General features: G+C 62.1%; 20 protein-coding genes and 1 pseudogene. 3 read left to right on the top strand and 18 right to left on the bottom strand.

The features are described 5' to 3' along the window. The first annotated feature begins 503 nt into the window (after positions 1-503). Positions 504-1,094 (top strand): recombinase family protein, encoded by a 591-nt coding sequence (locus E3T41_RS14855; RefSeq protein ID WP_134479263.1) that lies wholly within the window; start codon positions 504-506, stop codon positions 1,092-1,094. A 200-nt stretch (positions 1,095-1,294) separates the two neighbouring features. Here the strand turns inward: E3T41_RS14855 and E3T41_RS14850 are convergent, their stop codons facing one another. Continuing rightward, the gene (locus tag E3T41_RS14850; RefSeq protein WP_134479262.1) at positions 1,295-1,519 is read right to left on the bottom strand and encodes a hypothetical protein; all 225 of its coding nucleotides are present in this window, start codon (positions 1,517-1,519) and stop codon (positions 1,295-1,297) included. 188 nt (positions 1,520-1,707) lie between these two features. Between E3T41_RS14850 and E3T41_RS14845 the strand changes: the two genes are divergently transcribed. Next, a complete protein-coding gene (locus E3T41_RS14845) occupies positions 1,708-2,727 on the top strand; it encodes an alpha/beta fold hydrolase (protein ID WP_134479261.1) in 1,020 nt (339 codons plus the stop codon). Positions 2,728-3,919: 1,192 nt separating this feature from the next. Here the strand turns inward: E3T41_RS14845 and E3T41_RS14840 are convergent. The 5 genes from E3T41_RS14840 to E3T41_RS14820 form a co-directional block, all read right to left on the bottom strand. Next, positions 3,920-4,534, bottom strand: coding sequence for a recombinase family protein (locus tag E3T41_RS14840; protein WP_134479260.1), 615 nt, complete (start codon positions 4,532-4,534; stop codon positions 3,920-3,922). 521 nt (positions 4,535-5,055) lie between these two features. Further along, positions 5,056-5,895 (bottom strand): tyrosine-protein phosphatase, encoded by an 840-nt coding sequence (locus E3T41_RS14835; RefSeq protein WP_134479259.1) that lies wholly within the window; start codon positions 5,893-5,895, stop codon positions 5,056-5,058. Then, complete coding sequence (gene phnE / locus E3T41_RS14830) at positions 5,892-6,749, bottom strand: phosphonate ABC transporter, permease protein PhnE (protein ID WP_198416434.1); 858 nt, start codon at positions 6,747-6,749, stop codon at positions 5,892-5,894. The genes E3T41_RS14835 and phnE overlap by 4 nt, the downstream gene beginning before the upstream one ends. Then, entirely contained in the window at positions 6,746-7,570 is an 825-nt protein-coding gene (gene phnC, locus E3T41_RS14825; protein ID WP_134479258.1) for a phosphonate ABC transporter ATP-binding protein, read from the bottom strand. The genes phnE and phnC overlap by 4 nt, the downstream gene beginning before the upstream one ends. Continuing rightward, a complete protein-coding gene (locus E3T41_RS14820; protein ID WP_134479257.1) occupies positions 7,567-8,448 on the bottom strand; it encodes a phosphate/phosphite/phosphonate ABC transporter substrate-binding protein in 882 nt (293 codons plus the stop codon). The genes phnC and E3T41_RS14820 overlap by 4 nt, the downstream gene beginning before the upstream one ends. 212 nt (positions 8,449-8,660) lie before the next feature. Between E3T41_RS14820 and E3T41_RS14815 the strand changes: the two genes are divergently transcribed. Then, positions 8,661-9,422, top strand: a complete 762-nt coding sequence (locus E3T41_RS14815; RefSeq protein WP_134479256.1) for a GntR family transcriptional regulator — start codon at positions 8,661-8,663, stop codon at positions 9,420-9,422. A gap of 404 nt (positions 9,423-9,826) precedes the next feature. On the opposite strand, the pseudogene E3T41_RS14810 reads toward E3T41_RS14815, so the two are convergent. From E3T41_RS14810 to E3T41_RS14750, 12 genes and pseudogenes are all read right to left on the bottom strand, one after another. Continuing rightward, positions 9,827-10,171, bottom strand: a pseudogene (locus E3T41_RS14810) (recombinase family protein); the annotation flags it as partial. A gap of 935 nt (positions 10,172-11,106) precedes the next feature. Further along, positions 11,107-11,520, bottom strand: a complete 414-nt coding sequence (locus E3T41_RS14805) for a type II toxin-antitoxin system death-on-curing family toxin (RefSeq protein ID WP_134479254.1) — start codon at positions 11,518-11,520, stop codon at positions 11,107-11,109. Continuing rightward, entirely contained in the window at positions 11,520-11,756 is a 237-nt protein-coding gene (locus E3T41_RS14800) for a hypothetical protein (RefSeq protein ID WP_134479253.1), read from the bottom strand. The genes E3T41_RS14805 and E3T41_RS14800 overlap by 1 nt, the downstream gene beginning before the upstream one ends. 425 nt (positions 11,757-12,181) lie before the next feature. Next, the gene (locus E3T41_RS14795; protein ID WP_134479252.1) at positions 12,182-12,556 is read right to left on the bottom strand and encodes a hypothetical protein; all 375 of its coding nucleotides are present in this window, start codon (positions 12,554-12,556) and stop codon (positions 12,182-12,184) included. A 131-nt stretch (positions 12,557-12,687) separates the two neighbouring features. Further along, positions 12,688-13,350 carry a hypothetical protein gene (locus E3T41_RS14790; RefSeq protein WP_134479251.1) on the bottom strand — a complete coding sequence of 221 codons (663 nt, stop codon included), beginning with the start codon at positions 13,348-13,350 and terminating at the stop codon, positions 12,688-12,690. A gap of 416 nt (positions 13,351-13,766) precedes the next feature. After that, positions 13,767-14,009: a glutaredoxin family protein gene (locus E3T41_RS14785; protein ID WP_104193227.1), complete on the bottom strand. Its 243-nt coding sequence runs from the start codon at positions 14,007-14,009 to the stop codon at positions 13,767-13,769. 256 nt (positions 14,010-14,265) lie between these two features. Further along, a complete protein-coding gene (locus tag E3T41_RS14780) occupies positions 14,266-15,336 on the bottom strand; it encodes a hypothetical protein (RefSeq protein WP_241991193.1) in 1,071 nt (356 codons plus the stop codon). 4 nt (positions 15,337-15,340) lie between these two features. Next, entirely contained in the window at positions 15,341-16,813 is a 1,473-nt protein-coding gene (locus tag E3T41_RS14775) for an ATP/GTP-binding protein (RefSeq protein ID WP_134479250.1), read from the bottom strand. Continuing rightward, complete coding sequence (locus tag E3T41_RS14770; RefSeq protein WP_134479249.1) at positions 16,810-18,480, bottom strand: hypothetical protein; 1,671 nt, start codon at positions 18,478-18,480, stop codon at positions 16,810-16,812. The genes E3T41_RS14775 and E3T41_RS14770 overlap by 4 nt, the downstream gene beginning before the upstream one ends. Next, positions 18,477-19,925, bottom strand: a complete 1,449-nt coding sequence (locus E3T41_RS18010) for a hypothetical protein (RefSeq protein ID WP_146066153.1) — start codon at positions 19,923-19,925, stop codon at positions 18,477-18,479. The genes E3T41_RS14770 and E3T41_RS18010 overlap by 4 nt, the downstream gene beginning before the upstream one ends. 11 nt (positions 19,926-19,936) lie before the next feature. Next, positions 19,937-20,632 (bottom strand): hypothetical protein, encoded by a 696-nt coding sequence (locus E3T41_RS14755; protein WP_104193230.1) that lies wholly within the window; start codon positions 20,630-20,632, stop codon positions 19,937-19,939. An 8-nt stretch (positions 20,633-20,640) separates the two neighbouring features. Then, positions 20,641-20,970 carry a pilin gene (locus E3T41_RS14750; protein WP_233193175.1) on the bottom strand — a complete coding sequence of 110 codons (330 nt, stop codon included), beginning with the start codon at positions 20,968-20,970 and terminating at the stop codon, positions 20,641-20,643. Between the last annotated feature and the right edge of the window lie 14 nt (positions 20,971-20,984).

Genomic DNA, 20,984 nt, shown 5'->3' with positions numbered 1-20,984 from the left:
CAGGCTGCGGATGCTGACCCACGGTGATGCGGCAGAATTATGCTAGCTGCCGCTATCACCCGTTGGTCAGCACCGTAGTCTGACTCGTCAGAGGAACCTGCCAAGAAGTCGCCCTTGATGTGCCTCGCCCGGAGGCCAAAAAGCGGCCTATTCGATCCTGCGATGTCCGCGATCGCATAGTGGCCACCGGCCGCAGCCAGTTAATCGAACACCCCCCTCACGACGGAAATATTTCTCGGCCCATAAGCACACTGTCGTGCCGGCGTAAACGCGACCGTGGCATCAACTGCGGTCGCGACAACTGCCCTGCCCTGGAAAACTCCGCCATTCCACGAAACGGCTGTCTCGAAACCCTAGGGATATAAGACGTCTCACAGTCATGACCTGAGCGTCCTCAAAATCGTCGGAATCTGGAGGCACGGCGAGTCTTATAACTACGTCGCATAACCACCTGCTGTAATTACGGTACACACCATTAGTTATGAGACACCTCAGGAGCAGAATTGACGAAACTGATCGGCTACGCGCGCGTATCCACGCGACAACAATCCACCGACCGGCAGCAAGTCGACATCCTGGCCGCCGGAGTCCGGCGCGACGACCTTTACGTCGACCATGGAATCTCAGGCGCTCGAGCATCACGGCCGTACTTTGATCGCGCGCTCGACGCCCTCGAAGACGGCGACACCCTCGTCATCACGACCCTGGACCGGCTCGGCCGATCGACGCAGAACATGCTCGCTTTCGCCGAGGAGCTCCGCGGCCGCGGTGCCGGTCTCCGTGTGCTGAACCTCGGCGGCGGCGACGTCGATACAGCAACACCGATGGGGTCCATGCTGTTCACGATCATGGCGGCGCTCGGGCAGATGGAACACGACATCAAGCGAGAGCGTGTTGTCGACTCCATCAACAAACGCCGCGCAGCCGGCAAAGACTTAGGCGGCCGCCCGCGGATCATCACCGACAGCCAAATCCGCAACGCCCGCCGACTCATCGACGGCGGAGAGACAGCGACAACGGTTGCCCGCGACCTCGGAATGTCTCGAGCAACGTTCTATCGCCGAGCACGGGCACTGGACCTCACCGCCGAGTAATTTGAGGCGTCCGAACGTGCCCCGTATACCCTCCCTTCACCGGGCATTTTCTCAGGCGGGGCATACGGGACGGTCGCCCTCTCGGCACCGCAGGGAACCGAATAGACGACGGTAATTCGAAGCTGCCCCGGTCACCGTCGTCCAAGTGGGGTTGTTTAGGCAACAAAGTTCAGCCTGCGACTTCGCGTTGCTAGCGGCGGTTATTCGTACCTGGTGGTCGTGATGCCCGTGTTCTTCGCGGTGCTCCTCGAAGTTGTCAGCACCGATAGGGCAGCGAGGATCAAGCTGAGCGCAATGACGACGTAGTAGTAGGATCCGGGCCAGTCGATGGTGTGCGCCCCTTTGGAGAGTCCGGTCACGACTGCCCAGGGGAAGTTGACGCCGAGGGAGAGGTACGCGCCGAAAACGGGTCGCTGTTTGCACAAAAAATCGATGGGTACTCTGTGCAGAAGTCCGATATTGGTTGTCTATAACATGTTGCTAGCCTCGCCTTACATGCCACGTCGATCTCGTTGATGCAACGCAAGGGCTGGCGTCGAATATGGTCTATGCCCTTCCGCCTTGAATGCAACATCACATTCCGCCCAACTTGGCTCAACAGAATGGAATCCACATGGAACACAAGATTTTTGAATTGGGCGATTTTACTCTGCAGAAAGGCTCTGTTTTACCGTCAGCGAAGCTTGGGTACGTCACTCTGGGCGAATTGAACGAAGCGAAGGACAACGTCGTGGTTTGCCCCACATGGTTCACCGCGACGCCGTCTGACACCGCATCATGGCTGACCGGCAAGGGACGGGCATTGGACCCGGAAAAGTACTTCATTGTCGTACCGAACCACTTCGGCGCAGCCGTGTCCTCTTCCCCCAGCAATACCCCAGCGCCGTTCGGGCGAGGTCTGTTTCCTCGCGTTACCGCCTACGACAACGTTGTCGCCCAACACCGCCTGCTTACCGAGGAACTCGGTGTAGAAAAGATCCGCCTAGTAACGAGTTGGTCTCTGGGTGCTTGCCAGACCTACGCCTGGGCTGCTTTGCACCCGGAAATGGTTCGAGCCATAGCGCCAATATCGGGTTCGGCGCGGACAGCAGAATATAACAAAGTGTTTCTACATTCCCTCATTCGCGCGGTCACGTCTGACAGTGATTGGAACGACGGTTTCTACGCTGACAAACCCCCTGTCAAAGGCATGAAGACATTCGCGGCAATCTACGCCGGTTGGGGGTTCTCGGAGCCCTTCTACAGGGAGGAGCTCTACCGAAGCTTCGGGGCAAGCGACACAGAACAATTCATTGACATCTTCTGGGACCCTTTCTTTCTTAAGTGCGACGCCAATGACTTGCTGGCCCAGGTCTGGACGTGGTTACACAACGATCTTGGAGACCACCCCAAGTTCGGCGGAGACTTCGAGGCGGCTCTGCGATCCATCACGGCTCGGACCATTATCCTGAACGCAGAAACGGATCGCTATTTCCCACCCGTGGACAGCGAGTATGAGGCCAAGCAGATCCCTGGCGCTGAGGCAAGGGCCATCCCGACCATCTGGGGCCACCTGGCACCATTCAACCCGGAGGACCAGTCGTTCATCGATAAGGCGCTGACACAGCTACTGGAAGACCCGCTCCGCAGCTGATTTAGTGCTTTGATTTCGACGGTTGTCGGATCCAGTTCTTGCGGCAGCGCTTGGTAAGCTGCCGCGGTTATCTCGGACAATGGGCCGTCTCGAACAGAGGGCACACTGAAAGCAGATATTAGGATGACCGCACCGTGTAGGCGTTTCACCCAAGAGTTCAGGACGAGTTGTGCCGCGAGGTGTTCAATACCTCGAATCCGATCAAGGACGTCGCCACGGCGTTCCCCCAACGGAACTGAGTACGCGCCGCCGATGTCTCCAACCAGCACCGCAAATTACAAACGCTAGGAGGGACATCGGGATAAGTCCGCGCCGCTCAGCAGCAGCTCGACCGTCTTGTATCCCATGGCTTGTGAGGCACATCAGCGATTTCAAGCGGTGGAAGCCACAGGGGCTATTTTCTTCTTCGAGAAGAGGCCGCTGAGCAGGTCGGTCGGGATCTCGCGGCGCGGCGATTCTCAAAACTACGTCTCGCAGCCAAATTCTTGCGTGACGGTACTCTTCGTCAGGTGCGAGACCTGTCCGGAAAACGAAAGGCCTATACCTCGAATTCTCGGAAGGGCTTCTACTTCTTAACGAGAAACCTCACACCGCCAGGCCTTAGCTCCCCGTCGGTTGCGCCTCTTTCTGCCCCATCGGGGCTATGGCCAAGCGAATCTTGGCCGATCATGTTTGGCCGGTCATCTTGAACGGGCACCCACCGGTCCTGCGGTAGCTCGTACAGGCAGCCCAGACGAGTGACTTTTGGCGCTCTTTGGCGGCATACTGTGACCGCTAGGTAGCGCATCGACCACCATCGGCGGGGAAGTCGCCGACTTACCTAAGTCCAAAAAGACCGTGGTCCTCTGGCGCACGCTTCTGCACCTAGTCTTTTCGAACATTTCCCGGAGAGTGCAGGAATTTAAACGCGAGCCCTATGACAAGACCATATGTAACAAAGATGGCCCCGTTGATCCATATGCCCAGAGCACTCGCAAACAGGACAATCCCCAGGACCACCGTGAGTACTGCTGCGACCCACCAGAAAAATCTATCTGCCACGATGCCCCTAATCGAATGATCTAATGCAAGCGAAACGCCCGCTACACCAGCAATAGTACGTGCGTCCTTTGTCGCGATGAGAGCACCAGTAACACTCCCCTCACGTGCGACACCGGCTCCGCTAGAAATGACGCGAAGGTTCATCACTTCGCTATTTCTTAGAGAAGAGCTTTTCACCGTCAGCGCGCAGCTCCCCCCTCGGTGAAACATGGCGGTACAGCGTCTGCCGGGTGATGCCGAGCTCTTTGCAGAGGTCGCCCACTATTGTCTCTTTCTGACCCATCGCCGCCATAGCCAGGCGGATTTTGGCTGGCGTCATCTTGAACGGCCGCCCTCCGGTACGTCCACGTGCACGAGCCGCGGCAAGCCCTGCGACAGTGCGTTCAGAAATCAGCGCCCGTTCAAACTCCGCAAGGGCAGCGAAGATCCCGAAGACAAGCTTCCCGGATGCGGTCGTGGTGTCGATCGCGGCGCCCTCGCCGGTGAGTACCTTGAGACCGATGCCGCGGTCGGTGAGGTCATGGACAGTGTTGACCAAGTGGCGCAGATCACGACCCAGCCGGTCGAGTTTCCACACCAAGAGAGTGTCCCCCGTGCGGAGCGCCTTCAGACATGCCGCCAAATGAGGGCGGTCGTCCTTCTTCCCGGACGCCTGGTCCTCATAGAGGTTGTCCAGGTCAACACCGGCAACCAAGAGCGCATCTCGTTGGAGATCAGTGCTCTGCGACCCGTCGGTTTTTGAAACCCGCATGTATCCGACGAGCATGCTCAACTCCTGTCATTTATACGTTCGATTACGTGACAGAGCAATCTGTAACCTCGGGCTATACAGAATTTGTCACATATCCGGTTATTTATTCTACGTAGTGCAAAGGTTACCTCTTCGATGTTTCGTGATGGAAGTCGGAGAGATGTTCAACCCTATGAACGCGTTCGCCGTGTCGCGAATATTTTCGGCATCATTTCGCCTATACGTTGCCAGGTTGAAGAGGTTGCGTGCGCCTGCACAACCCGAAAACACCAGGGTCGGAGTGCAGACGACTTCGGAAAATGACATCTGGGACAGTGAGACACCACGAATGGCGAGGCGACTTTCCGAGACAAAATCGAAGTCCGCGATTCCGCGCATTGCTGCACCTTTTCCACGACTCGATTTGGGCAGGTCTCCTGTCTCGTAAAGCTTCAGTTTCTTGAGACGCTCTCCGCCTCGAAGTTGTGCGAGTGTGGACTTTTAGGCTGGAGTTTTCCAGTTGCACCGAATGCTCGAGCTCTCACGGGTGCGAGCGTTCAGACGAGAAGGCGCGTTCGCAGGGCAATGAGGGTTCGCTCGGTGCCGCCGTGTGCAAAAAACCACATTTCTGCACCTGGTATCTGCGCGTCTTGCGTCTCGCTGATAGGCCTGGCAGGGTAAGCGTCGAGCGTTTCGAGGAATTGCAGCATTGCGGCCGGCGGGGCCAGCAGGACATCGCGAGGCATACCGGTAACGGAGATCTGATGGCCGCCGGTCATCAACGCTGTTCCGGCAGTGGCTTGGTCGACTGTATGCAGCATCCGGGCTAGGACCGCGGGCATCGCTGCCGAAGTCAGGGCGTAGTCGGCGACTATTGCTTCGCGATCGACACCAAGCAGCGCGAGAGTGACGGCGATCGTTACCCCTGTCCGGTCCTTGCCCGCTGTGCAATGTACCAGGACCGAGTTTTCGGCGGCGGCGATCTCGGTGACGGCCTGCGCTAGCAGCCGACCTTGACTGCCGACGAGTGTGCCGACATAGAGGGCCCCGAGGCCATTGGCCAACAGGGCCGGATCGTGGCCGGCGCCTTGTAGTAGTGGAAGGTCGATAACACGGCTTTCCGTGAACGGATGCCGCTCGCGTTTCTCGGCGTCGTCGCGAAGGTCGATAACCGTGGGGGGGGGCCATGCTGCGGCCGCATGTGGTTCTGTCAGGTCGGGGTTGCTATCTCCGGTCAGCGGCGCATCACTGCGGAAGAGCACGCCTCGACGCAGCAGAGGACTCGCCGCCCCCGCATCCCGCAGGTTCACCAGCTCGGCACGGGTGGATTCCTGGTCCCGGGAGGCTCTTGCCTCTGGTTCCGCCCCGGCCGCGTCGAGAACTCGTATCCCGCTCATACAAGCCGCTTCCGGACGTAGGACGAAACCTGGTCGAGCGCTATGACGACCACAAGGACCACCAGGACGATGGTCAGTACTTGGCCGTATTCGAATAGGCGCAGCTTCTGATTTAGTTCCATGCCGATGCCGCCGGCGCCGACTAGTCCCAGCAGCGATGCGGCGCGCACGTTTGAGTCCAGGATCAGCAGCGTGTAGCTGGTCATCGTGGGCAGCTGCTGCGGCAGTAACACCCAAGCGATGCGCTGGGATTTGCGTGTGCCCGTGGCGGCAGCCGCCTGCCAGGCGCGCATGTCGGCGGCCTCGAAGATATCCGAGAACAAGCGCCCTACACCGGCGGCGGTGCCGACGATGATTGCCAGTGTCCCCGCGAGCGGGCCGAGGCCGACGGCGGAGACGAACAGCAGCGCCCACATCAACTCGGGCACGGCACGTACGACGTTGATGAATATGCGCGTCGTTTGACGAACCCACGGGTTCGGATACACGGTCCGCGATGCCCAGAGCGCCAGCGGTACCGCGATGAGGACCCCGAAGAATGTGCCTGTCACTGCGATGCCGAGTGTCTCAACCATCAGGGAGATGGCCAACGGCAGCTCAGAGAAGTCCGGCGGGAACATCCGTCCGACGAAGTCGGCGATGTTCGGCAGGCCCTGAGCGATGGCTTGGAACGACAGCTCGCTGGATTGCGTCGACAGGGCTACGACCCCAATGGCGGCGACTGCGCCGATGATCGTCAGCGGATGCGGGCGCCGGATCCTCGCGAGTCGCATCAGCTCTTCGGGACCGGGGTTGGCAGAGGGTTCGGGCCGTCGGTCCCGAGCTGGTTTGGGTGCGGTGCTCGTGCTGCTCACAGTGTGACCTCCAGGGCCTCGATCAGGGTCGGGAGCGTGGTTCCCGGTGTGTTCGACGGGCGCGCGGATGGCCCCGTGTCGCCGCCGTAGAGTTGGCTCAGCAGGACGTCGGTGACTTGGTCGGTTGGCAGGTCGAAAAGCACTCGGCCGGCCTGCATGCCAACGATGCGCTTGGCGACTCGGCGGGCCAGCGTCACGTCGTGGAGGTTGAGCATGGCGGTCAGACCCTGCTCGCTTACCATGCGAACGATGTCGTCGACCACCGCTGCGGCGAGGACCGGGTCGAGGTTGGCGACGGGCTCGTCGGCCAGGAGCACGGTCGGCTCCTGGGCCAACGCGCGGGCCAGTGCCACTCGCTGGCGCTGGCCGCCGGAGAGGGCGTCGGCTCGTTTCCGCAATTGCGGCGCCAGGCCGACCTTCGCGATCAGGGTGACGGCTGCCTCTCGGTCGGAGCGGCTCATCCAGTGCAGCAGGCTGGTGGCGGGGTTGGCGTTGGCCAGCCTGCCGATCAGGACATTGGAGAGGACGCTGGCCTGTCCGACTAGATGGAATTCCTGGAAGACCAACCCGATGCGGGACAGGGTCTTGCGCCGCGCCTTGCCGCGCAGGGATGCCAGATTTGTCCCGTCGAGGCGGATCGTTCCGGCGGTGGGCGAGTCGATTCCGGCCAGGCAGCGGAACAGTGTGGATTTGCCGGCACCTGACGGGCCGAGGACGGCGACGATCTCGCCCTTGTCGATAGTCAGCGATACGTCGTGCAGGGCGGCGGTGCCGTCGGGGTAGCGGTACGAGAGGCGGTCGACGGTAATGTCGGCGCTCATCCCTTGACGTCGTCGATGTCGATGCCCAGCTCGGCGGCGGCGTCGTTGAACATGGACCAATCTGCGTCCTCGGCCGCCACGTACTCCTTGGCGCTGGTCACGGCGAGGATGTCGGCATCCGTGTTGCCGACGAATGCGTCGGTGATCGCCGCGCTGATTTCCGCGGACAGTCCGTCGCGGGCGATGATGACGGTCGAGATTGGCAGGGGTTCGGATTCGGCGACGATCTCGAAGTCGTCCTCGCTGATGGCACCTGCTTCGACCATGGTCGGCAGGACCAGAGAGGCGACCGCTGCGCAGTCGGTGCTGCCCTGTTTGACCGACAGGGCTGCGACGTCGTGGCCTCCGGCGAAAGTTGAGTCCAGTGCGTCGAGGTCGACGCCCGCACGCTGCATCATCAGGCGGGGAATGTAGTTCCCGCTGGTGGAGCCCGCGTCGACGAATGCCATCGACAGGTCTTGGATGTTGGCCAGATCAGTGACGCCGGCTTCCGGATTGCAGATTATGAGTGTCGTATAGGGAGCTCCAAGGGCTGCGACGAGAGGTTTCACATTGGCGACATCCTCGGCGATAACGGCAGGCATGGGGCTGAAGATTGCGACGTCCAGCAATTTGGAGCGCATGGCTTCGACGATGGCGAGGTAGTCGCTCGTCTGGGTGACCTCGACGGGGAGGCCCGTAGCCTCTTCGACCAGGTCGGCCATGGGCTGCATCTTGTCGAGGAACTCGGGGTCTGCCTCTCCCGGCGGCACGCCCAGGCGCAGCATGACGGGGTTGGCGTTGTTGTCGGACGCTGCAGGGGAACAACCGGAGAGCAGTGTTGTGAGTCCGACCGCGCCGATGACGAGGGCGGATACGAGACGGGTACGAGAAGGCATTCAGGGCGTCCTTTGTCGGGTGGTTAGTCAAATCGAACGGGTGCCGGGGATCGGCAGGTGCGCCATGTGACCTCGACGCATAACCCATAGTCATCTAGATGACTTAATGGGAATGAGACAGGACCTGAATCGTAGATGAACAATGGAAAGGGCGGGCAATACAGGCGGGCCCGCCCACCTAAGCAACCAAAAAATACATCTAGATTAGAAGGATGGCAATTAGCAAGAATGCGGCGCTCCCTCTGCACGTACAACTGGAGAATGAGCTGCGGGGGTTGATTGAGAGCGGGGAGTACGTCGCCGGCCAGCGACTGGCACCCGAGCCCGAGCTGGCTGCGAGCTTCGGTGTCAATCGCCTGACAGTGCGACAGGCGCTGGCCGAACTCGCGCGCGCCGGCCTGATCGTGGCCCGCCAAGGGGTAGGCACATTCGTCGCGCGTCGGCCGCAGCCGTTCACGGTGGCATTGTCGGCCACCGACTGGGCAGTCGAGCACGAACGCGTCACCAGGGCCGCGCAGCTCGGGGGTCGACTGATGACCGAAGAGCTGCTGGACGTGGAACGCGTCGAAGCTAGCGCCGCCGCAGCCGAGTACCTAGGTCGAGGCAGCATGTTCTGGATCGAGGCGGTGCATCGGGTCGACGGGGACCCGATCCTGCGCACCCAGTATTGGACGCGATCCTCACTATCGCCCGCCGAGATCCGGGAAATCGCGGCGGGAGGGCTGACAGCGGCGCTGTGGAAGCAAATCGTGGGCGCCGACATGTACTACACGTGGCGGTCCTTCGACGCAATTGCGGCTGACCGGCGGAATGCTGCAGTGCTGGACGTGCCCGTGGGGTCGCCGCTGCTACAGCGCTGCGGCTTGAACTCCGACGTGACAGGGCGTCCTTTGCTTTACCTGCAGAGGGATGCGCCCAGTGGGCGCATGCGGACCGTTGTGCCCAGTCATCCGCCTCAAGACCGCGGGCGATAATTTCCTGCACGGTCGTACCGCCTCGTGAGCACTCCCTGACACTCACCCGTACCCGAAGACCTAGCTGGCTCGAAGTCGCAGGGCGTTCAGGACCGAGCACTCAGGTCGAGATGCGACTGCCCGCAAGACTGTCGATCAGCGTGCGTTTCGTCGCGAATCAGCGACCCCCGCATCGGTTGCCCCGATGGTCGTTTACCTCGCCTGGTGAGCCTGTCAAGTGTTTTGTGCAAGTGTTGGGAATTTGGTTAGGGGTGGGGGTGAACCGTCCCGGGTTTCATGCCGCCGTTTTGCTGGCGGCTTCGATATTTATCGGGCGGTTTGTTCCAACGAAATAGTTGAGGTCATATTCAACCGGCGCCATATTCCCCAGAGCGCTATGTAGCCGCCGATTGTTGTACCAGTCAAAACTCAGCAAACGCTCCCATAACGTTCAAAAGCAGGTTCGTCATCGCGTTGTCATCGCCCGTGAAAGAGAGCTGCTCTTTCACGAACTCAACCCGAATCTTCTTCGCCGTGAGCCTGCGCACGATCACGCGAAGGTTACCCAAGTTGCGGGCGAGGCGATCCATGGGATGCACGAGAACAGTATTGCCATCTCGGACAAAATTGATCATCTCCTCGAGCTCGGGCCGGTTCCGGTCCTTTCCCGACGCCTTATCTTCGAACACCCGGTCGACGCCATCAAGCTGACGAACGGTCTTCTGATCGAGGGTACTCACCCGCACATATTCAGCTCGTTGACCTGCCATAAAGCTCCCCCACCTGTTTGGTCAGGTGGAGGCCTAAGACCCCATCGCGAGGGGTGTCTACCAATCGAATAGTGACCCTATCCTGACAACATTAAATACGGGCGCCTGACGCCTAGTTGAGGTACACGCCAAATTGACAGTTCGTTGCTTGCTTCGACGCTTTCAGCCTCCCCCTTGACGCTTCTAAATGTCTCGCAACCGTCCTTGCCTACAAAAATGGTGACGCCAGTAAAAACACACGTTTCGAGATACACCGACTCATCCGTCGCCCTCGGACGATGACGCCCCGATCCCGGTCACTGGACGGAATGCGTTCTGCCGCGCTCTCCACAATCGTGCATGGTCGATCTGTCTCGTCAATGTGTCTCGCAGCCCACCGGTTGTGACACATGACCGCGAGCAAAACTATAGCTCGGCACACATTCACCGCGTCGCTTCCTTGATTATGGAGGATAGATCTAAGCTGCAGTTGCAAAATTGCAGGCAACATGGGCAGAGCTTTTGATAATCGGTCGAGATTTCATCGGTCACGTTGTCGATACGCGTGTACGGTTCGGTATCGCCAAAGATAGCAAGCTCAGCGTCACCGCTGCGCGGCTCGCATGTTGGATCCTAGACTGAGATCAGACCATGGCAGGCTCCGGGCCCTCACGACATCGTCAGTCGTCATCTCAACCTGATGGCAGCACGGAATCGATTCTTAGACGTTACAGAAGGACTTAGGCGCCAGGAAAGGTGCCGAGTCTGCCATCTCGAGCGCCACCCGCAAAAAGGGGCGGATACGCTCAAGATGAAGCTAGCGATCAAGATCGCCGGCTTTAACCGCTTGCAAAGTTCACGTCGCTTGGCAAAGTCCGACCCTTACGTAGGCATCCAGCCCGTTCCCCGGGCGAAACGCCCTGACCGGAGAGGACGTTGGCATCCGCGTATTCTTACTATCTATTAGGTGAGGGAATGTTGCTAGAAACGGGCGACGAATTCAGTTCTAGCCACCGTGCCACGTCGTCGATGGCGATTTTATTCGCGGCGACGCCGAGCAAAAAAGGCTCCGCATCGTCAGCGGATATGTTTCCCCACACCCTCCCGTTGGCAGAGAGGAATACTGTCGCAGACAAAAATGCCGTCCTCTTATTGCCATCCGAAAAGTACTGCGTGGTGGCAAAGCCGTGGAGCAGGGCAGCCGCCTTGTCAAAGACAGTCGGAAAAAGGATAGTTTCCATGTACTGACTCTTCGGGCGATCTACGATTCCACGAACGCCGTTGAGATCTCGTATGCCTGCACCTTCGCCGCAGAACGACATATTAATTATCTCAACAGTCTCAAAATCGAGATAATACGTGTCAGGCACTAGGCCAAGCGGCGCATCAGATCGGTGTTGTCACTGGCGATCCGATGGGCGAAACGCAGTGCGTCTTCTCGGCGAATGTACTTGACACCTGAAGAGAGCGAGCGGTCTGCATTCTCTTTTGCGTTTACTCGACCTGTGGCGTGCATCTTTTTCCGCGCGCCACTCCGCTCACGGTCGAATTCGCTTGGACTTGTCATGTGACAACGGTAACGCACGAAGATACGAATTTGCTCCATGCAAACCGCCGATTCTGAGCTTGCTCCCAACGCAGTCGATTGCTGGCGCGATGTCCTGTCGTCGGACAACGGTCCACAACAATCCTTCGGAACTTTAACGTTTTGTCGGAGCTGGCCCGAGCAGAGATTTGATGCGAGGATCCATGCCAACGCTCGGCGCTGTCACCGCCGCTTGAACCTTCGACAGGTTGTATCCGAGCCAGTCACAGCTGCTTAGCAAGAGCCAAAAAATTGGCGCTGTAACTACCGATGCCCATAGACGGCGACGGACGACGTCGCTCGAGGAACATTCGCGGATTTCGAGGTTGGTATGAGGTCAGGCTTCGACGGACTTCACCAAGGAGATCGCAGCGCCAGGTCTTCGCTCGCGCCCGTGAGGATGACCACTATTGTCTGATATTCGATGGATTCAAAATCACCCCGTCCTACGGCCAAATCGCCCTGACCGACGGTGCCTCTGCCAGGATTTCTGCGAGCTGGATGTCATCGCCCAAGCCCTTCTTGCTGCCGTCGAGGAGCAGGGGTATGAATCGAGTCAGGACGGCGAAGCCACCTGCCTGGTCCGGATACACACCGAGCGACACCAGGTGTGTGCTCCCGTTCGAGGTGGTCAGCTCTACGCAGGGATAGTGCTCTTCCGGCGCGATTCCCTCGCGCACGGCGTCCGCGAAGGTGTTGCTGTCGAGCTGTTCCTCGATCGAAACGACCTGGTCGAGGTTGATCCAGACGTCGTCGGCGCCGATGATCGGCCGGGAGCGGTCGTGTCCGTAAGTGGTGACGGCAAGTTTGATAAAACGCATGAGGGTCCTTTCACGACGGGTAGGCCTTGACGCTAATGCGCGGAAACCGGAGGCCGCCGGCGATCCGGGCGATCTGTGGATAACATCGCACGGCGGGGGTGTGTGAGGGGGACGTTCCCCCTCACCCGGCGTTAGCGGCTGAACTTGTCCAGAGCGGCGAGGGCTATTTCCAGTGCGCGGTCGTAGCTGATTCCTGCGGGTCGAACCGAGCCGGGCACGAATCGCTGCGATTTGGGCAGTCGAAGCGTTCCGGAATATCCTTCGGGAGCGTCCTGCCGGGGCCCATAGCCGGGCTGTAGGAGCAACCACTGACTGAAGGGCTGGTCGGCGTCGTGGAGGACGGCGGCTCGAAACTTGCCGGTCGGGTTCAGGCACAGGGCCCAGAAGCGGTCGGCTTGGCCTCGGGCCGTGAGGCGTTCACTCACCGGGCAGGGCGTCACCCCGGGGGTCGGCAAGCGCTTCATGGTCACGGTATGCACGTACGGGCGGAGCTGGGAATCGTCGCGAGTGGGAATGTCGTTGAGCGCTGCTTGGGCGGCGCGTTCAGCTCGTCCTGCGGCGCGGTGCGCGACGGTGTCGTCGGCGTGGGTTCGGGACCACTCGGTGGCTTCGATGACGCAGCAAATTAGGTTCCAGTCGTAGCTGTAGAACCGGAGGAGGGCGTCTCGGGCGCGCTGAGTTCTGGGGCTGTCGGTGGTCGTATATCGGGCGAAGAATGCGTTTGCTGCTTTGCGGTCGGCTGCTATGTCGTTGCTGGTGCGTTCGGGACGGGTGGTGATGGGGAACTGGTGCATGATTCTCTCCGCTCAACTGATTTTTTTGCCTGGCTGGCAAGAGAATCGATAGAGAGCGGGAGTGCCGAAGTGCACGGCTGGTCGGGGGAAATAAGGGAGCTTGCGACCGCGTCCGACCAGGTGGGCACGTAGGCACGGAAGCGAACTATGATGACCGGCCAGACAGACGAAAAAAGATACAAGACGTCCGCGCAGCGGTCCAAGGACCCCCGCAGGGGCTCCCCCGTGGGTTGCGTCTGGTGTAAGGCAGACTCCCTGCGGCGCTGCCACCGGGGCACGGGGTTGAGCACGCCGCGGTTTACGAGTTCCCGCGCCGAGCGGTGATCGCCACGCTGGTCGGTCTCCCCGCGCGCTCGGTTGTTTCCTTGTCGGATGTGCTGCCCTGCTGCCGCGGGCCTTGTCCATCGGCCCGGTGGTTAGTGGCCGATTTTGGCGACGAGGTCGGGACGGAAGCCAGCCCAGTGGTTGTGGTCGTCGATGACGACGATGGGAGCGCTGCTGTATCCGAGTTCGTCTTGCACGTAGGTGAGGGCGGCGGGTGTTTCGGTGAGGTCGACGACGGTGTAGCTGATGCCCTGCTTGTCGAGGGCGAGCTTGGTCATCCGGCACGGCTGGCAGTTCGGTTTCGTGTAGACGATGACGCCGACTGTTTCGTTCATAGCGGGGCTCCTTTCACTCACACTGTCGGGGTGGTGCTGTTCGGTAGCGGAGATTCGCTGCGCCTGGGAGGAAGCGACCATAAGTGCGGGACCGATCCGTGGGGCCAGCGGGTGAGGAAATAAGCGACCGGAGGGAACGCCGAGCCCAGTTGTCCCACCGGTCGGCACACCGTGCGCACGTTGGTCAGCGCCAACCCGGGCCAGCATGCTCCTCGAACGAACAGACACCACCCCTGATATGGGTGGGGCTCCGCGGTTAGCCAAGGGTCATCGGATCAGCGGTGAACGCGACGTCCAGGTGCAGGTGATTGCAGGTGTCGTCAAACTGGGCGAAGTGCACCAGCGCCAAGTTGATGCCCGCCTCCCGCCGGCAGTCTGCCTGCCCGATCCGTGCCCCGGGCGGCATGATTGGGTCGAGGAGTCCGATTAGGCGGAGGGACTGGCCGTCGGCGCCGGTGAGGCTGCGGCCGCCGAGGGAGTAGAAGTCGACGGCTCCGCCGCCACCGTTGATCCAGTGCGACGACTGAGTGCCGGCGCCGAGGAGTTGCCCGGTGCATTTGCGGTTGATGTCGCTGACGCCGACCTGGTGAAACTGGTTGATGGCCAGGACCATCACCTGCAGGATGCGGGTGTCGATCCCGCAGTCCGGGACAGTTTGCCCGGTGGCGATCCACCGGATCTCCTTCAGGTGGTCCGGGACGAGGCCGCGCAGCTGCCCGTTGTCGGCGGCGGTGACGAGCTGCTGCGCCAGCCCGACAGCATCCCCTCCACCGACACCACAGGCGCCGCCGGCACTGGCGGTGAGCGCGGTGACGACGTCGGTCGCCGGCGCGAAGAACGGTGCGTAGTGTTCCGGGTCGGCGTTGATTTGCACGGCGGATGCTGCCGCCGACGGCGTCATTGTCTCCCACCCCGATAGCGCCACTAGGCGTTGGAAGAACAGCCGTGCCGCGGTGGCGGGGTCCATCCGCTCCGCGAGGGATCCCCAGGTGGCCCGTTGTTGGAACAGGCCGCGGCTGTCGGGGCCGGCGGTGTCGCCGTGGTCGAGGTTGGTCAGGCTCGACTCCCCCATCGCTGTCATCACTCCGAGGGTTTGCGACTGGGTGGTGAGCCCGAGCTGGGCGCCGGCGTTGATGATGTCGGCGGCGTTGGCGAGCTGGTCGCCGCTATACCCGGAGACAGCCGGGTGCTCGGCGGCGTCCGCTCGGCTGACCGCGGTCAGGCCGCAGGTGGTGCCGGTGCCGGAGCCGGAGGAGAGGGCGACGGTGCCGCCGACGGTCAGGAGCAGGCCGGTGAGGCTGGCGGCGAGCAGTTTGACCAGGCCCATGATGTTAGAAGATGGTGCCGACGGACAGGCCCTCGTCGGTGTTGGTCAGCTGCCGCTCCCACTCGGAGCGGATGTGCTCCACGTGCGCTTCCGGGTGCGACCCGAACTTGAAAATGTAATGCCCATCCGCCAGCGTCTCGATGGTGCGCGCCGTCTCCGGAGCGAACCCAAACGTTTGCTGGCACCAGAGGGCGTCTTCGGGGCGGGACTGCCGGTAGACGATGACGGTTTGGGCTTCCTGGATGATGGCCATGCCGGGTGAGTCCTTGGGAATGTCGGTGCCTTTGTGCATGACGAACACGTTCGAGATGCCCAGGCCGCGGGAGAGTTTCTGGTTGGCTTTGATCAGCTGCGCCGACGGCCCGCCGATCATGTGCCAGCCCTCCTCATAGACGACGGTGGTCGCGGAGTCTCGTTCGCTGCGCAGCCGGCCGAGCATCCACATGTTCCCGATCGCCATGACGACCGGCACTGCCGGGCCGTCATCGGGCAGCTGGGAGATATCAAACGACGTGAGCTTGCCGCTGAGGTCGACAGTGGATGATGTTTCGCCCTCGAGGAGGCCGGCGTATTCGTCGAGCAGCCCGTTCAATGTCCACTTCACCGACAGGCCGGCCTTGTGCAGGTCGTCGCGGGCGGTGATCGACAGGGTGCGGTAGTCGTCATCGTCGACGACGAGGCCGAGGTTCGGCAGCACGTCGGCGAGCACCGGCGCCCGCCCGTGGGCCTGGCCGACGGTGCGGCGCAGCGCCGCACGGAGGGCCTCCTCTTCCCATTCACTGAGGGGCTGATCGCCGCGGGCGATGCGAGTGACGATGTTCAGCAGCCGTGTTTGCCCTTTGACGCCGGTGCCGCGGGCGATCATCGGATCGAGCAGGTTCAAGGTGGTGCCGGTGCCATCGGCGGTGAACCGGATCGGTTCAAACCCGTAGTGCCGCACGACGTTGGAGTATTCGCCCTCCCCGTTCTGATCCTTCTTGTCGAACACGACCCCGCGGCGGCCTTGGAGCAGCAGCGGGCGGACGACGTAGTTGCATTTAGTGTGCGCGCTCTTGCCCGCGCCGACGTCGCCCATCACGATCACGTTCGGACTCGACACCTCGCGCGGCTCCGAGTTGTAGGCGGTGACGGGGTCGTGGGAGATCGTCGTCCGCGACAACACGTCCCGCCCGTTGACGACACCACGGGTGCCGGTCGGCGGGCCGATCAGCGCGGTGTTCAGGATCTCGGCCTGCCGCGTCGTCGTCGGCGCACCGGCCAGGGCGGGCGCATAGAAGCCGCGGCGCGCCGCCGCCGCTTGCGTGCGCAGCGGCGTGCCCGGCAGCGCCCACGGCACAATCTCCACTGAACCCCGACTACCGGCTGCGTCGATCCCGCCGGCTTCGTCGGCGGGCACCTCGACGGGCGGCGCGAAGCGGCGCAGCACGGGCAGCGCCCACAACTTTGAGCGCGAGCTGAGGGGGTCGGGTGTGGTCATGTGAGAGCTTCCTTGTCGGATTTGCCGGCTAGGCGGCTGTAGACGCGGGCGGAGAACGACGGCGCGGACGCGACCAAGCCGCGGCCGATCGGCCACGTCGTACCCGACGCAGCCGCCTGATACGAATCGAGCCAGTCCAAGCTCTCAATGCCGAGACCGGTGGAGCAGGTCTCCTCGAGCTGCCGGGACGCCCGCGCCAGCTCTTCCCGGGAGCGGACAGAGATGGTCACAAAGCCGATCCAGAGAGCACCGTGGTGCTGCGACCCCGACACGAGATCTTGCCGGCGACGACGGGCGGCCGTCATGTGCACGTCGGTATCGTCCGTGTCAAGCTGCCCGGCCTCCCTGCGGGAGAGGGCTTCGGCGGTGTCGCGGACCAGGTCTTGCCGGGCGGCGACTTTCGCCTCCGATGCCGGCACCAGGTGAAGGTGAAAGCTGACCGAGCGGATGAACTGGATGTCCTTCCCGATGAGCAGATCCAACACCCACAGCTGAGTGCGAGCGGCGGTCGCGAGCGCTTCGGCGCGGATCGCGGCGGTACGATGCCACCACCGAACCGGCAGCCCGGTGAGCGGGTCGATGCTGTCGACGATGTGCGCTGAGAACTCTTCCTCTGCGGGTTCGCCGACCCGGTTCGGGTGCACGTCAGCGACGAAGTCGATCGGCCGGGACGGGTTTTGTTGATGACGCACCACCGCCGCCACCTGCCGCGCCGTCAGCACCTCCACCCGGCCGATCTTCGACTCCGTTAAACCACGTTTGGTGGAGTCGATCTCCTGCCGCATCAACGCCCGCCATCCGTCTCGGCCGTCGCCATACTTGGCAGCGGCGTCAAAAAATGACGGTGTGAGGGGCCAGTTGACGGTGACGAAGTGGCGTTGCACCATCGCGTCGTTCCCGGTCAGCCGCAACACCTCCTCGTAGGAGGCGACCGCGTCGACCGGCGCTGCCGGGTCGAGGTTGTTGAGCACCCAGAATTCCTGCAACGCGGTATCGGCCGGCAGCACGCGGGTAGTGATCTGCACGTCTTGGACGAGGACGGAGGAGACGGCGCGGGCGGCGAGGAACGCTCCCCAGCCATGGGCGGCGCGCGCCATGACGCTGGCCGATTCAATCCCGCGCAGCTGTCCGCTGACAGTGAAGGCCACCGACAGGTAGCTTTGCTCCCCGACCGGGGCATGCCAGGCGATGCCGGGCTCGCCCCTGCCGTATTGCAGCCAGCCGAGTCCGTCCGACCCGTCCGGGTTCGCCCGCATCGCCACCACGGCCCGGCCCGCCTCCGCAGCCGCCTCCCGGGCTGCCGGGCCTTTCGCTGCACGGGCGTCGGTGAGGGCTTGCTGGAGCTGGTCCCACGCGCCGACTTCGTAGGGCTCAAACCTGGTCGTGCCCGCCCGGGTGCGTTTCTTCCAGCGGGCTCGTTTACGCCGCCGGTCGACGATTGACCCGCGGTGTGTTTTCGCCGTGACCAAGAAGGTCACGCCGCAACTGACCGCAGCAGCTGCGAGGGCGGGCCAACCGATCAGTGGGGTGAACACCATCCCGAACACGAGAGAGCAGGCCAGGAAAATGATCCGAGCGCGAGAGTGCGTGCCGCCGAAGAACGAGCGGTGCCCGCTCTCCCCGCCCAAATAACGAATAACCGTGCGGTTACGCAGATCTGTCGTCATGGGTGATCTCCTCCCAGGGTTGGGGTGTCATCCATTGACTCCGTCGCCTGCTCTCCGGCGGTCTGGACCATGTCCATGCCTTTCCCGACGGCCTCGATGCTCTTGTGCGCGGCGGCGATCCCCGCCGCCGCGATCAGCGTCGGGACGCCGACGACCGCGCCCGCGCCGGTCGCTGATTCCGCCGTCCCAGCGGCGGCGAGCCCGGTCTCAGCCGCGGTAGCCGCTCCGCCAGCGGCCGCACTTGCCCCGGCAGCTCCCGCGGTGGCCGTCGCTGCCCGGCCGGCGCCGATCGGCGCGCCGTCACCGGCGGCGCCGGTGCCCACTGCGGCAGCAGCAACGCGGTTGCCGATGACCTCCGACAGGCTCCCCGGAGCTGTCGAGGACTCTGAGACGCGCTCGGTCGTGGAGTCCGTGGACTCTTTCGTCGTTGTCGAGGAGGTCCGATCCTGGCTGGAGGGGTGGCCGTAGCGTTCGGTGGCTTCGGTCATGTTCTGCGCCCCGATGTGTTTCCCGACGTCCACGGATGGACCGGTGGTACCGCCGAAGGCCATCGGAATGATCGGGGCGAACTTCATCAGCAGCAATGGCGAGAGCGCGGCCATCAGCAGCCCGATGATCGCGACCATAAGGGACACCATCGATTGCAGGCCGAAGTTGTTGCCGAACGCGCTGATCTGGTTCGCCGTCATCGAAAAAGCCAAACCCAGCAGCAAGAACAGCAGCGGGTGGGCTGCCAGAATCCCAATCCACAACGCGGCGATCTTCAAGCCGAAGGACCGCTTGTTTTTATCGATGATCCACACCAGTCCAAGCGGCAGCAACACGCCGGTGAAGTAGAGGGTCACCAGCTGCACGAGCAACATGAGCAGCACCAGGAAGAGTGCAAGGATCATGCAGATCATCAGGATGACGCCCATGACGATTCCGCCGGTGATGCCGACTGGGTCGGCCTGCTCAATCATGGTGGTGAACTGCCCAGTGACGGTATTCGCTGTGCCGGTCAGGCCGGCTGCGACGAAGACGTCCGTGAGGGAGTGGAAGAAGTTGATCAGCATGATCCCGAACATTGGGCCGAACATGGCCCCGAGAAGGAAGGTTCCAAAGTAGAGTCCGACGGACTCGACCAGATCGCGGCCGGCCTGGGCGCCGCGCGCCGTTCGCACAGCTTGCGGGATCAGCAACAGCACGGCGACGAAGATCGCCGTAGCAAAGCTAATCTTGTAGGCGCTGATGAACCAGTCCGCCGTCAAATCCGGAAGCGTCGCACTGGTCAGCGCCGGCATGATGTCACGACTCATCCCCTGCGCCGTGTCGCGGAGCATCTTGAATGTGTTTCCCCACGGGTCGGACCAGTACGACACCACCCCCGCCGCACCATTGATGGCGTTACCGATACCGCCGATGATTCCGATGATTCCGCCTTGCCCATCGTCTGCAGGCTCCATCCACAGCATGGTCAGCACCCACTCGTGAAGGGAGCGCCGATCGAGAAGAGGTCCTCGGTGGTGCGAGTCCCGTCGGACTTCACAAATTTCCACCCGTCGTTCTCCCAGTGGACGGTCACGGTTAGGGATCCCTTTAGCTGCGGGCTCAACGCTCCTTGTTCGACGAGACCCGTGCCGATCGTCGCGACGACTTCGTCGTTCGAAGCTGACTCAATGTGCCAGACGCCGGGAATGGTCGACAGGTAGTACTCCGTCGAGTCGGGGACGAGTCCCCCCGAAAGGTTGGGACTTGTTACAAAGAACTCGCTGAGATTTTTCGTGGGCGCGTCTGCTGCCAGCCCGGTGGCAGCAACCTTGTCTGCGTCAGCCGCGGATGGGTACGGGAATTGGATTAGCCAGCGCACGAAAGCGGCGGCAACCTCGACTCCCCCCGTACTTGTGTGCGGTGCTGCCTGTTGTGCAGCAAGGACCATGGCTGCGTCTCGCGTTTCGCCGCCGAGGCATCCGGTCGGCTCCGCGTCGACCGGTGTGGTGCTCGGCGACGGCGTGCTGCTCGCTATCGGCATTGTCGGCTCGGCAGTAGGTGCGGCGGTGTCGGCTTGGCTGCCGAAGTAGACGGCGCCAGCGATGATGAGTGCGCCGATGAGGATGGCGGCGCCGACGATCACGGGCCAGGTGCGGCGGGTGGGTGATGCGGTCGCGTGCACGAGTGCTCCTATCCGAAGACGGCGAGGATGGCGCCGACGATCACGGCGAGGGCGGCGAGCACCCCGAGGGATATCCCGGCCCACATGGCTTGGTTGCGGGCGGTTTTATATTCGTTGGGGTTGCCGCCGCTGGAGGCGCTGGCCATTTTAATGATCCCGATGATTAGGAACACGATCGCCAGGATGATGCCGATCCCCCATACCCCGGCGAGGAGCTTCTGCCAGAGCAGGGTGAATTCCGCCCCGAAGATGGTGAAGTCCGGCAGGATGCCGTCGAGCGGGTTGTCGATCGTGCGCACGATGGTGCCCACGAGGGTCTGCAGGGATTCTGTGAGCATGACGGTTCGCCTTT

This window comes from Cryobacterium sp. Hh38, from assembly GCF_004403235.1.
Taxonomy (GTDB): Bacteria; Actinomycetota; Actinomycetes; order Actinomycetales; family Microbacteriaceae; genus Cryobacterium; species Cryobacterium levicorallinum.
The sequence above is the reverse complement of the archived record's forward strand: the minus strand, read 5'-3'. Positions and strand labels throughout refer to the sequence as shown.